At 60.5% G+C, this 13208-nt stretch carries 8 protein-coding genes and 1 CRISPR repeat array; of the genes, 4 read left to right on the plus strand and 4 right to left on the minus strand.

The window, feature by feature from the left end:
* Positions 1-2: 2 nt before the first annotated feature.
* The 4 genes from NE562_RS03220 to NE562_RS03235 are packed head-to-tail and all read left to right on the plus strand — an operon-like array spanning position 3 to position 6619.
* Positions 3-2348, plus strand: coding sequence for a hypothetical protein (locus NE562_RS03220; protein ID WP_280960954.1), 2346 nt, complete (start codon positions 3-5; stop codon positions 2346-2348).
* Positions 2349-3749: a baseplate J/gp47 family protein gene (locus tag NE562_RS03225; RefSeq protein ID WP_280960955.1), complete on the plus strand. Its 1401-nt coding sequence runs from the start codon at positions 2349-2351 to the stop codon at positions 3747-3749.
* A gap of 2 nt (positions 3750-3751) precedes the next feature.
* Positions 3752-4726: a phage tail protein gene (locus NE562_RS17770; RefSeq protein ID WP_280960956.1), complete on the plus strand. Its 975-nt coding sequence runs from the start codon at positions 3752-3754 to the stop codon at positions 4724-4726.
* 12 nt (positions 4727-4738) lie between these two features.
* On the plus strand, positions 4739-6619 hold the full coding sequence (locus NE562_RS03235; RefSeq protein WP_280960957.1) for an AAA family ATPase: 1881 nt from the start codon (positions 4739-4741) through the stop codon (positions 6617-6619).
* Positions 6620-6809: 190 nt separating this feature from the next.
* Positions 6810-8644: direct repeats of the CRISPR family, unit length 33 nt; unit sequence ATTTCAATTCACGCCTCTCGCACGAGAGGCGAC.
* A 586-nt stretch (positions 8645-9230) separates the two neighbouring features.
* Here the strand turns inward: NE562_RS03235 and cas4 are convergent.
* From cas4 to cas5c, 4 genes are read right to left on the minus strand one after another with little or no spacing between them, the layout of a single operon-like run.
* Complete coding sequence (gene cas4, locus NE562_RS03240) at positions 9231-9905, minus strand: CRISPR-associated protein Cas4 (RefSeq protein WP_280960958.1); 675 nt, start codon at positions 9903-9905, stop codon at positions 9231-9233.
* Complete coding sequence (cas7c, locus tag NE562_RS03245; protein ID WP_280960959.1) at positions 9902-10792, minus strand: type I-C CRISPR-associated protein Cas7/Csd2; 891 nt, start codon at positions 10790-10792, stop codon at positions 9902-9904. Before cas7c ends, cas4 begins: the two co-directional genes overlap by 4 nt.
* 1 nt (position 10793) lies before the next feature.
* Positions 10794-12545, minus strand: a complete 1752-nt coding sequence (gene cas8c / locus NE562_RS03250) for a type I-C CRISPR-associated protein Cas8c/Csd1 (RefSeq protein ID WP_280960960.1) — start codon at positions 12543-12545, stop codon at positions 10794-10796.
* Positions 12542-13195, minus strand: coding sequence for a type I-C CRISPR-associated protein Cas5c (gene cas5c, locus NE562_RS03255; protein ID WP_280960961.1), 654 nt, complete (start codon positions 13193-13195; stop codon positions 12542-12544). The genes cas8c and cas5c overlap by 4 nt, the downstream gene beginning before the upstream one ends.
* Between the last annotated feature and the right edge of the window lie 13 nt (positions 13196-13208).

Raw genomic sequence — 13208 nt, forward strand, 5'->3', positions numbered from 1 at the left:
CCATGAACGGAGAACAGGATCTGCACGCGCTCCTCCGCTCGTATTTGCCGGACTGGCCGGTTGACGCGGGGGAGAGCGACCCCGCGCGGGCGCTGCTGGAAGCTTCCGCGCCGCTTTTCGAGCGCACGGACGCGCTCATAGGGCGCATGATGGAAAAGCACCGCGCCGTTTTTCTGGATATGCTCGCGGGCGAAAACCAACCGGGACGGCCCGCGTGCGGCTGGGTGCGGCTTTTGCCCGCGCCGGACGCGCCGCCGCGCGTGCTTCCCGCCGGCACGCGTTTTGTTGCCGAAACGGGCGGCACGGTGGAGACCGCCCGTGCGGTGTGCCTATCGGCCAACCGGATCGAACGGATCGAGCTGGTCGATCCCGCGAAAAGCCTGCGTCTTACGGTACCGGCCATGGAGGACGGCTCTTTTCCGTCCCTTTGCCCCGGAGACCGCGCGGCGGGGCAGTATCGGCAGACGGTGTGGCGCGCTGTGTTTGCGGACGGCTTTTTCGCGGGCGCGCCCTTTCTGTTGCGCCCCGCGCCGGTCTGCGGCGAACCATGCGAATGGACGCTGCAAAGCGCGGACGGCACGGAAACGCTTTTGGCCAAACCGCAAGAGGGGGGCGTTTGCCTGTCGCCGGTCGATCAAAACGCGGGCCATGCCGGGGAAACGATCGTGGAGGGAAAAATACCGGCCGGCTTTCGCGTGTCCGCCGAAGCGTGCGCGGCCGTGCTTCCGGCTTGCGAGCGCCCGCCGGACGCGGTGCTGGTGGAAGAGAACCCGGCGGACGGGGATGATTTCATGCCGTTCGGCGACCGGCTCCAGCTGGAAAGCTGCTGCTATCTGGCGTGCGATGCGCTGTTTGGGCGCGTATCGTCGGTGATCGAAGCGGGCTTTGCCCTTACGCTGTCGGAACGGGCGTTCGGCATGGAGCTGCTCGATCAAACGGAGCCGGAATACCGGCTGGTCATGCGCCGCATGCCCGAGCCGTACAAGCCGCCCGTGTACCATGCCGTACCGCAGCAAGTGGTGTGGGAGTATTGGAACGGGCAGGTCTGGACGGCCCTGCCCGGCTGCGAGCGGCAAACGGGCCTGTTTGCGCAGGCCGGCGTGGAGCGGGCGCGCCTAAAGTTTGCGGCGCCCAAGGATTGGGAACGGATCGAATGGCAGGGGCGAAACGCGTTTTGGCTGCGTCTGCGCCTGAAACGAGCGGACGATTGCTATGGGTTGCCCTGCCGGCAAATGGTGCCGCGCGTGCGGGGGCTGACCTTCCGCGCGGGGGAAGCGCCGCTTGAGCCAAGAGAAACACGCCTTGACGGCGACGGCGCGCTGGACGGCTTGACCGCGACCCGGCCGCCGGTCATGTATTGGAAGCTTGCGTGCGCCGACCCCATACAGCTTTTGTGGTGTGTGGAGGACGCGGCCGAGGAAGCGTGCTCCACACCGCAATGGGAGTATGGCTTGGCGGACGGCGGCTTTCGTCCCCTTGCCATGGAGGACGGGACCGGCGGCCTGCGGCGCACCGGCACGATCACGCCGTCCTTTCCGGCGGCGTTTGCACGGTCGCGGCACTTTGGCGAAAGCGGCTTTTGGCTGCGCGTGTGGAATCCGCCGCAAACGCGGGGCGCGCTGTACAGCCACGCGGTATGGGCTAGAGCGGAGCAGATGGGCGACGTACCGGCGGGCGCGCTGCAACCGTGGGAGCAGGTGGAAAGTCTCGCGGGTGCCGTTATACTGGGCGCGTTTGGCGGCAATACGCCGCCTGAAACGGATGAACAGGCGCGGCGGCGGGCCGGGCATGGGCTGCACCACCAATTTCGCGCCGTTACGGCGGAGGACGTGTCCATCCTGCTGTGCGATGCGTTTCGAGAGGTTGCTTTTGTAGCCTGCGGCCATACGGATTTGGGCGCGCTGCGCGTTGCCGTGCTGCTGCGCGATAACAGGCAGACGGCGTTTGAGCAGGTCCGGGAACGGATGGAGCGGTTTTTAAAGGATCGCCTGCCGCTTGGCGTGGGGCGGGCGGAGATCACCGAACCGGATCAAGCGAAGGTTTGCGCGGCGGTCTCGGTCGCGGGCATCGCGCCGCAGGACTGGCCCATGGCGGAAGCCGGGCTGCAACAAGCGTTTGAGGCTTACCTCGATCCGTTGACGGGCGGCGGGGGCGGCGGCTGGCCGCTTGGCGTTCGTCCCACGGAAAGACAGGTGGCCGACCGGCTCGATCAAGCGCTGCGCAAGGCGGGCGGCTGGGTCGAGACCTGCCGCCTGTTTGCGGAGGAGCCCGTGGCCGGGCAAACGTGGTGCGCGGTCGCGGCGGGCGAGCTGTACGCGCGGCGCTGCGAAGAGAAAGGGGCGGAGTAAATGCCGGAGCCGATCGGTCTGGACGAAGGGGGATATGACGCGCTTTATCAGGCGCTGGTACAGGGCGTATCCGCACGTACGCCCGGGTGGACGGACGCATATGCCGCGTCGCCCACGGTTACGTTTGCCGAAACCATGGCGTGGCTGATCGACATGCAGCGCTTTTACATCGACCGGATCACGGAGGAGCACCGGCTTTGCCTGCTGCGGCTGCTTGGCGGGCGGCTTACCGCCGCGCGCGCCGCACACGGCGTTATGCGGCTGGACAGCGCCGGGCGGTACGGCGTTTTGCCGCGCGGCACGCTGTTTTATGCCGGAGAAATCCCCTTTGAAACCGAGGCGGCGCTGACCTTGCGCGGCGAAGCCGCGCTGGTGCCGGTCACCCAGTGCCGCACCGAAGCGACCTGCGAAGCGGACTATGGCGGCATGGATTGGGAAGCGCTTTCGTGGCAGGGCGGCGTATGCCGCGTGCGGCGGTGCGCGGAACCGACGGTCTGGCAAACGGACGGCGCGGCGGGGCAAATCATACAGCTTGAAAAGGACGTTTTACCGGCCGGACTGCGTCTGCTCGTGGCGGAAGGCGAAACCGGCTGGCGCGAACTGCCGGTCGACCCGCCCGGTCGGCCGGATCAGCCGACCGGGCCGGGCTGCCGGTATGATCCGCTGCGCCATGCGCTGGTGCTGGGCGACGGGCGCGATTTTTTGATCCCGCCGGCCAGACGGCTCGGACTGCGCCCGCTTGTCCTGCGGCGCAGCTTGGGCGCGGCGGGCAATCTGCCCGCGGGCGCCGCGCTGATCGGCGCGGACGGCGCGCGGGGCACGCTGGTCAAGGACGCTTGCGGCGGCCGAAACGCCGGAAACGTGCGGGAGGCGCTGCAAGCGCGGCTGAAAGCGCTGGAGCAGCCGCTCCGCGCGGTCACGGCTGCGGATATCGAGCGGCTGCTTCTGCGCGCGCCGGGGGCTGCGGTGCGGCGGGCGCGCGCCTATGAAGCGGCGGATCATACGGTGTGCGCCGTGGTGGAAGCCGTAAACGGCGCGGTGGACGTCGAGCGCGTGCGGCGGTATCTCGCGCCGCGCATGGTGCTTGGTACGCGGGTGCAAATCAGCGCGCCGCGTGTATTAACGGTCGATCTGCGCATGTGCGTGGCGGCGGGGACGTCCGCGCAAAAGCAAGCGCTGCGGCAGGCGGCGGGCGACTGGATTGCGCGCACGCCCATTGGCGGCACGCTGGAACAGGCGGCGCTGGTTCACGCCTTGGAAGCGGCCGGCGGGGTGGAGCGGATCGACGCGGTCGCGATCACGCCGCGTGACGGCGCTTTGGGCCGCGCATATGGCGGCAGGGTGGAGACCGCGCCCGATGTGGTTTGCAGGTTGGGCGCTTGCGAGATCGAGGAGGGATGAACGTGCAGGCCAAACGGGAACAGCGCTCCGACCGGGCGGCGGGGCGTTCCGGCAAAATCGAGGGCTTTACGGATCGGGGCGTGCACGGCCTCCTTTGCGAAGCGGAACAGGCGTATTACCTGACCGGGGTGCTGGACAGCGGCGCGGCGGGAATGGAGTGGAGCCGGTTCGTTTGGGAAGCCGAAGGGTTCGCGCAAATGGATATGTACGCCCTTGTCAGCGACCGGCGGTCCGCTTGCCTTGCGCTGGATACGGCGCCGCTGCGCGAGGTGCCCGCGCAGATCATGCAACAGGGCGGGGTGCGGCGCACCGGTGCGCGCGTGCTTTTATTCGCGCCGGAAAATACCGTGCCGCCGATGCGCGGGCGTTACTGCCGGATCTGCGGCGTGTTCCGGCGCGCGGCAAAATCCGGCGGCATGCTGTACGGCTGGCGCGCGTCCTATCCCAAACAAAGCTTTGCCGGCTATTTGCCCGCGGTATATCAAGGGTACGATTTGCTGGAACGCTATTTCGCGGTGTTTGAGGATTTATATTTGGAACGGGAGGAACAGATCGGCCGTTTCGCCGAGCGGCTCGATCCTGCCCGGTGCGGCAGGGAGGATCTCGACCGCTTGGCCGATTGGCTGTTAGTGCCGCACGGCGCCGTTCTGCCCGATCAAACGCTGCGGCGGCTGGTGCGGTCGGCGGCGGAGCTGAACCGGCGCAAAGGCACGGCGCGGTATTATCGCACGCTGCTGTGGCTCGTCACGGGCGAACTGCCGGAGCTGCGGCCCGAGCCCACGCGGGACCGGCCGGGCGAGCGGCGGTTTCAAATCATTTTTAAACGGCCGGTTGATTTGCCGCGCGCGTGGCTCGTGGGGTTGCTCCGGCGGGTGCAGCCGCTCGGCGTCGCGTTTTCGCTGGTTGTGCCGGAGCAAAAAACGCCGCCGGCCGCGCTGGATCAGGATGCGCTGGGCGGTACGGCGCGCATGGGATAGGAGGAAAGCGTCATGCAGGGCTATCGGCGGCAAAACGAGCTGCTCGCGGATTATTTGGCGCTATTCCAGGCGCTGGATGAAGCGCCCGAAGCGGGGCGGGAGCTCCAAGCGGCGTACGAGCAGATTTGTGCGTACCAGCAGGCGGCGGACCCGTCGCTTCCGCTGATCCGGCTGCGTGAAGCGGCGGGGCTTTCGGAGGAGCTGTTTTTCACCGTGGTTTGCGCGCTGTGTATGGAGCTGGACGGCGGTCTGCGGCTTTCCCACCGGCTGCGGTATGGGTGCGATCCGGATATAAACGGCGCGCTGACGCTGTATTCGCGCCTGCGTACGGTCGATTTCGGCGCGGCGCGCCAATTCGCGCCCGATATGCGGGCGTATCGTCTGCTGTTCGCCCAGCCGGAACGGCAGGGCTGGTGGCTGGATGCGCCGCTTCGGCTGAAAAGCGCGGTCGCGGCGCTGCTGATAAGCGGCGCGGTCCCGGTGATAGATGGCTGCGCGCCGCAGCCGCTTGAAGCGCCGCCTTGCGCCGCGGTACAGCGGGCGGCGCTGGAAGAAGTGCGGGCAAAGCTGGACGCGCCGGTTGTGTATATCTCCGGCCCGCCCGGCTCCGGCAAACGCACGCTGCTGCACCGCGCGTGCGCCGCGCGCGGCGAACCGCTTATCTTGGCGGACCTCAATCAAATCGCGCCGGAGGGGGAGGACGAAAGCGGCAGCCTGCTTGTACTGAGCGGCGTGATGAAAAACGCGGTGCTCGGAATATCGGCGGGGGCGGAACGCGCATCGTTTCAGGATCGTTTGCGGCGGCTTGCGCGGCGTTGGCGGGTGCGCTGCGCGGTGCTGTGCGAGGAAGGCGAAGCGCTGCCGCTGGACATGGAAGCGCCGGTGGTCGCGGTGCCCTCCTGCCTGACCGCGGAAGAGAGCGCCGAGGCTTGGGCATGGTGTTTCCCGTCCTGGCCCGGCGAGACCGCGCGTGCGTTCGGCATGCGCCACCGCTACTCGATCGGACGGCTGACCGCACAGGCGCGGCGCGCGCAGCGTGCGGCAGCGGGGCGGGATGTCGGTCCGTCTTTGGTGCAGCGGCACATGAGCATGCGCAGCGGAGCGGGCTTTACGGTACAGCGCCCGCCCGAGGGCGCGAAAACCACGGACTGGATCGGGGAACAATCCGTTTGCAGCCAACTGCGGCTGCTGGCGTTTGAAGCCGCCGGGTGGCAAAGCCTGCGCGCGCAATGGGGCGTGGAGCAGTCCGGCAGCACGGTCTTTCTGTTTCATGGGCCGTCGGGCACGGGCAAGACCTATGCGGCTTCGCTGCTGGCAGCGGAAGCGGGCCTGCCGATGATGACCGTGGAGCTTTCACAGGTAGAGGATAAGTATGTCGGTGAAACGGAAAAGCATTTAAACGTAATTTTTCAAACGGCGGAGGCCGATCACTGTCTGCTGTTCATCGACGAAGCGGACGCGCTTTTTGCTAAACGGACGGAGGTTGCGTCCTCAAACGACCGCTTCGCCAATCTGTCCACCGCCTATTTACTGCAGCGATTGGAGCAGTATCAAGGGGTCGCCGTGCTTGCGACCAATCTGCTGCAAAATTTTGACGATGCGTTCGCGCGCCGTTTGCAGGCGGTCGTCCGTTTCTCCATGCCGGACGAAGCGCACCGCGCGCTGCTTTGGCGGCGGTATCTGCCCGCGGGAAGGCAGGCTGCGGATGTAGATTGCCAAAAGCTCGCGTCTTTAGCCTCGCTCAGCCCCGCCCGCATCCGCTCCGCGGCCGGTCTGGCGGCAATTCTCGCCGCGCAGGAGGGGGCGGGACAAATCAGCTGGGCGCACGCCGCGGCCGCGCTCGATCTGGAGCTCCGCAAAACCGGCGGTGGGCTGCCGCCGCAGAATAGGTAAAAAGCAAAGCCAGTACAGCGCCGTGGCGGGCGCTGTACTGGCTTTCGCTGTTGCGTTCATAACTTACAAAATTCCCACCGTGTGGGGGCGCTGAAAACCGCCGCAGTAGTCGGCAAGGGCAGCGAAGCAACGCGCGCCTCGCGTGCGAGAGGCGACGCGTGCCGCATAACACCTACACAGTGGACAGGTGATTTCAATTCACGCCTCTCGCACGAGAGGCGACGGACGGCGATACGGAAAGACGTTGATGCGTCAATATTTCAATTCACGCCTCTCGCACGAGAGGCGACCGATCGATGAGACCGCGATTGACTGGGATGATCATTTCAATTCACGCCTCTCGCACGAGAGGCGACCGGCATACGAACGCAACCTTGCTGATTGCCGCCGATTTCAATTCACGCCTCTCGCACGAGAGGCGACGCTGGGATGGGACAAGGTTCCGTGTGTTTTGCTGATTTCAATTCACGCCTCTCGCACGAGAGGCGACGTGGCATTCCACGTCCGGGCGCTGACCTATAACATTTCAATTCACGCCTCTCGCACGAGAGGCGACCACCGGCGCCGTTGCGCGCTGCATACTTCAGACAATTTCAATTCACGCCTCTCGCACGAGAGGCGACCCGGATGCGGAACAAGCGGCGCAACAGGTAACAATTTCAATTCACGCCTCTCGCACGAGAGGCGACGCTTTTTCAGTGTAAGCACTGTAAGGCAAAAGTATTTCAATTCACGCCTCTCGCACGAGAGGCGACCCGCGACGACTGAAAGCGGCGTGGCCGAGATCACATTTCAATTCACGCCTCTCGCACGAGAGGCGACGTCAGTGAAGAATGGCTTCGCACCGGCAATGGTATTTCAATTCACGCCTCTCGCACGAGAGGCGACCGCCGTGGTTTTGCCGCTACCCTGCCGACCACAATTTCAATTCACGCCTCTCGCACGAGAGGCGACGGCAACCCGACTACCTCCCAACCAATTACTACGACATTTCAATTCACGCCTCTCGCACGAGAGGCGACACGGTTCACCCCTCCAACAAGGCAATTAGGGAATATTTCAATTCACGCCTCTCGCACGAGAGGCGACCCTATACTCTGGTGGAGCACCGCACGGGTCTTATTTCAATTCACGCCTCTCGCACGAGAGGCGACGTTGAGATGGTATCCTTCCTGCATCAGCAAAATTATTTCAATTCACGCCTCTCGCACGAGAGGCGACGATAACCCTGACCCAGAGAAGCGCTTTAAGCTTCCATTTCAATTCACGCCTCTCGCACGAGAGGCGACAGACCATGGCCCTAAACATCATCACCCGAATGATGATTTCAATTCACGCCTCTCGCACGAGAGGCGACCTGGCCCCCGCCGTGGGCGAGGAGCGCGGCCCATTTCAATTCACGCCTCTCGCACGAGAGGCGACATGCCGGGAGCAGGTTCATCATCTTTATAACCCATTTCAATTCACGCCTCTCGCACGAGAGGCGACATCGTAGGTAACGTGCGTAACTGCACCGGGAGCGATTTCAATTCACGCCTCTCGCACGAGAGGCGACGGCATCGGGTGAAGTGAAAACGACCAGTTTGTTATTTCAATTCACGCCTCTCGCACGAGAGGCGACGTTCAGACGGCCGCTATACAATAGCCGGCCTGAAATTTCAATTCACGCCTCTCGCACGAGAGGCGACGCGACCGCCGGACTGGCCGCATCGCCGGAGATTTTATTTCAATTCACGCCTCTCGCACGAGAGGCGACGGCGCCGGCAGCCATAACCATAGCAACCAGTTGGATTTCAATTCACGCCTCTCGCACGAGAGGCGACTCCGCCTGCGCGGGCTTGATGCCAAGCGCGTTCAATTTCAATTCACGCCTCTCGCACGAGAGGCGACTTCACCATTCCTTTCATGCACTCCATTTCTTCCGTATTTCAATTCACGCCTCTCGCACGAGAGGCGACTGATATCCTCGGCGAGGTGCAGCCTCGCGTGGTGATTTCAATTCACGCCTCTCGCACGAGAGGCGACGGCAATTTTGCTTAAAAATTAACGATTATATTGGTTGTTTTCAATAGATATTATAGTGAAAGGGAAGTGAATGGAAGTCGTGGCCTTGGAAACGTAAATAAAACGCCGGAGAATCAGGTGCGAACCTACGGGCTTAAGGATGATCGATAACGGTTCGCACCTAAAATATCAGTGCGCGTTGCTGCACATAAATCTCATTTGCGTTAAAGTGATTGGGTCTTGCTTCATCATGCGCCCTACGGTGATAAACTTGTGGACTTTTTTCATTTTATCAAAGATGACACAAGACCTCAAGTGGCAAATAAGCTGTTTAACGACAAAATAGACAGTGTATTCAGCCATGTCATTCTGTTAAGGGTTTTCATGTGTATGTCATCCCGAGCGAGACGAAGAAATTCCGACTCGCCAATAGCCGCCGCAGCGGTTGCTCGCTGGATTTCCGCTGCGGCGGACGTCGCGCGAATGCGCGCTCCCTATTAAAAAACGCGCGTTCGTGCGTAATCTGCTCTCACTTGGATATCCGCTCGGCAACGTAAGGAGGTTAGAGGACTACGTTCCCCATGGCATGGGTGTGTTCCGTTGCTTTTTATGTTGTATCCGCTTCTTCCAGAAGGTGCTGCCGCAGATAATCGGATACGGCAGGTGCGCGTACAAGGCCGGGCAGGCAAAGATCCTTGATCGAACAGGCGTTACAGGATTTACTAGGCTTGGCTTTGGGCGTATGACCTCGTGCAAAAAGCGCCAGCATTTCTGAAAGTATGGCGGTCACTTGCTGGCGTAGTGCGGCGTCAAACGAAATGCCGACACGGCGATGCGGCTCCGCATAAAACAGCGCGCCGTCTGGAATTTTGCAAAGCAACATTTCTTCCAAGCATAGCGCCTGTGTGCAAAGCTGTAATTCATCCGCGCCATATGAATTAGGCTTTCCCTTTTTGTATTCAATAGGATAAGGCTGCCACAGACCATCGCGCCCAGATAAAGAAATGCCATTGCTGCTACGATGAAATTCTACAACATCGCATACGCCTTGCACGCCCAGTTGGTGCGAAACCACCCGTAAGCCGCGCACGATCAGTGTATCACCGCGGCTTTCGGTCTTTGTTTCATCGTGCGCGCGCCGGTGCAGCAGGTGTCCGTCAACCGTGCGTAAGTTTTCCGCCCATTGCTGCTCCAAATGAATCAGTGCCCACTGCCGCTGACAAAAGGCATAATGCTGAATGCCAGAAATAGCCAAATATTCCTCTTCCCGCGAATCCGTCACACCATCTGCGTGCAGGTTACGCCCTCCGGCAGGTCTTCCGTTTTGACCGATACCGTATAATCCGCGTATGCGCGCGGACTAATCACGCCTTGGTTGCGTTCGACCTTCACGGTTTCAAACAGCTTGTAAGCGGGAGCGTTGCCAAGCTCGCTGTCGTGCTTGAACACGATCAACTGACGGACCGCCATCTTGCCGCGCGCGGCAGAGCGGTCTATTTCAAACATGTTTAAAATGGCGTTCCAAAGCAGTGCGAGGTCTTCTTCGGAAAAACCCGTCGTCTTGCGGGCCAGATTTGCGGAAATGTATCCCTCACAGCGATAAAGCGCATAAGGGACGATATGCTTGCGGCCCATTTCCGTGCCCTTTTTCTCTGCGTCGGCTTCAGTCGTGATAGCGACGCGGGTAATGGTGACCTCTTGTGGAACGATTGGGTCGATGGAACGGGCAAAACCCAGTTGTACCGGGCCGCGAACTTGTCCACAGTTCAAGTTGTTCTTAACAAAAGTCGTCATAACTGCGCCAAAGGTGCGAATATCAAAAAATTCACTGCACATCCAGTCGCGAATTTTACGATCGATCTGATCATCCTTCTTTTTTACCTCTTTGATCGTTTTGGGATCGATCTCAAAATGCGTAAAGGCTTCGGCGTCTGAACGGTTAAGAGGAACGCCGTCTTTGATATAAATACGGTAGCCGGGTGCATCCTCCTGCACGGTCTCTACATAGTTGCGTATCTTGCGTTTCAAGCACACATCGGTGACTAATCCGTAGCCGGTTTCAGGGTCAAGGCGGGGCATGTTGCCGGCATCGGGATCACCGTTGGGATTTCCGTTTTCTACGTCGAACAGAATAACGAATTCGTAGCGGTTTGTAATGGCATTACTCATTTTAAATGTCCTCCTTTATATTGCTTTTATGAAACCTTTGATGATAATAGCCTAAATGAAACGCGCCTTGCTCGGGTAGGGATAGCCGGGAGGGCAAGCTTTCATGGATAAGGTTTTCAAGTTTCCCGATCTGCTTTTCAAAATCTCCGCGCAAATTGCCGCTCAGTTTCCGCAGATGGCTCTGTGATAACTTGGTCAGCAGCGGAAAAATCGTTGCAGGTGTAGCGGATGCGCTGTTAAAATATTTATCCTTAATGGTCGTGTTGATATCGGGATTTGCGGCGGCCTGCACCCGTTCCAGCACGGCGAATAAGCGGCCGAGCACATAGGGCAGGTAGGTGCTTTGATCATTGAGTTCCACAGTCAAGACCTCCTCTGGTATGTAGAAGTATGTGTTTTGGGTGAAAAAGGCTTTTAATATCGCCGCGCGGCCATAAGTTACATTTTGCTCGGCGCGAATGCGCACCATGGCCTGTTCCAATAAAGAAACCGGATAGGGACCGCCGGTCAGGATCGCCCGGACAACAGCGCCCGTCATCGGCGGGGAAGCTTTCTTGTCGCGGCTCTTTTGGTTGACGGTCTCGTTCAGCAATTTCCATAACGGCAACGCGCCATGTTCCAGATATGATGGTTTTACGATTTGCAGGCGGTCGTAGTGCGCCTGTACATGGCGCAGCATACCGCCAAGCGTATCCTGCAAAAAGAACCGCACGCTCAAACGTGCCGCGCTGGGTGCGAGCCCGAGCACATAAAAGTGATTGCTCGGCTGAATGGGAATGTGCTGAACACTGACCGGATTGCCGCGAGCGAGCGATTCCACAGCGCTCCAAAGATCCTCCGAGGTGATGCGGTCGGACGCGCCGCCATACAGCGTGCCGCAAAACAAATCCTGACAAAGCGGCTCGCCATCCTCCGCCCAGCAAACGATTGTTGTATCGCCGATAAATTGGGTGTGCTCGCGATCAGCCAGCAGCTGATTGAGCGCGGTGGCGTAAGCAAAGGCGGAAGCCTCGGACACGGGGGCGTTAAAGCCTTGGCCTGTGTTATCTGCCATTTCATGGCCATACGATTCAAACGCATTCGCGTTAAAGGAAACGAGCGAAGCGCCGGAGGACTGCGCATCCCGCACGCCTTTGATCAAAGGATGCAGGCGGGCGATCGGTCCGGTTTCGCCCGTAACCAAACAGCGGCTGACGGCGGAACCCGTTGTTCTCTCAGTGCAGTGCGATTGCCACGCCGCGCGAATAGCCGGGTCCTTCTGCGCATAAACTCCGCCAACCGAAAAAATTAAATTAGCGCCTGCTTTGATTTCTTCTAAATATTCAAGAAGCGCGGGATGCGCTGCCGCGCTTTCGGGCTGCCAGTGGGCGAAAAAAGCAAGTATAGCCCGCGCGGCGGGACTGTCGGCTGTCGCAAGTATCTCTTCGTGCTTGGCGCGCGCTGCTGAAAAGCACTGGATCGTGCGATCGGGTTTACCCTTGTTGTCCACACCAAGAAAATAGGAGCTGTTGTCGCAAAGAAAGTTGGCGCAAACGCCGGAGGCCTTTTTCTCCTGCATCGGTACGGATAGAATCTGCGGCGCCTCTTTCTTGGCGCCTGCAGGAATGTATTTCAGAGGAATCGTACCGTTTAACGCGCCGTCTGCTCCGATGACCAGCGCGAAAGAGACTTTCGCGTCGCACCAGCCGCGCGGAGAGATTTTGCCCCGCTCTGCCAATGCGTCGTAATACCGGCATAAGGCCTGCAAGATCATCGCAGTACCTCCTGTCCCGCTACTTCAAGCACGCCGTGGGTTAGTGCAGCGTGAAAAAACATGGGCTGAATGTCGCATGGATCAGAATAATCCATGCCGTACAGCATCAGACCCAGACTGCGCGTTTCATCCACAGTAGGGATGGGCCCACCGGACCAAGCGCGAAAGCCGGCGGGAAATTCACGGCAGCCGAAGCAGGGCTGATGATAGCACTGGCCGCGCGCCAGCCTGCGCCGTGCGATATCAATGAATTTGCCCTCGTTATCAGATGGGGTCGTCTGATCGGTCATGGTAAAATGCGCATCTATCACATAGCGCACATCGGTCAGCACCATGGAAGCGCGCTGCAGAATACTCTCGCCGGTGTAGAGCGCAAGGGGCTTATCCGCGCCCGACATAACGGAGCGGACGTTGCTCGCAAGGATTTTATGCTTCACCTCGTTGCGTCGAATATTTGTAAAAGCAATAGGGTTCAATACATGGATGCGGTCAATGTACCATTCCATGCCGGGATGCCAATAAATTGCTTTGATCAGACCGCGCGCCGCCGACGGCGTCATGACATCGTAACTGACGCGTTCCACTTTGAGCTCCGGCCGGGAGAAAAGGGCGTAAGGCCCCCATACTTCAACTTGGATACCCTGACTCATATTTCGACCACCT

Source organism: Butyricicoccus faecihominis, from assembly GCF_024462775.1.
Lineage (GTDB): Bacteria > Bacillota > Clostridia > Oscillospirales > Butyricicoccaceae > Agathobaculum > Agathobaculum faecihominis_A.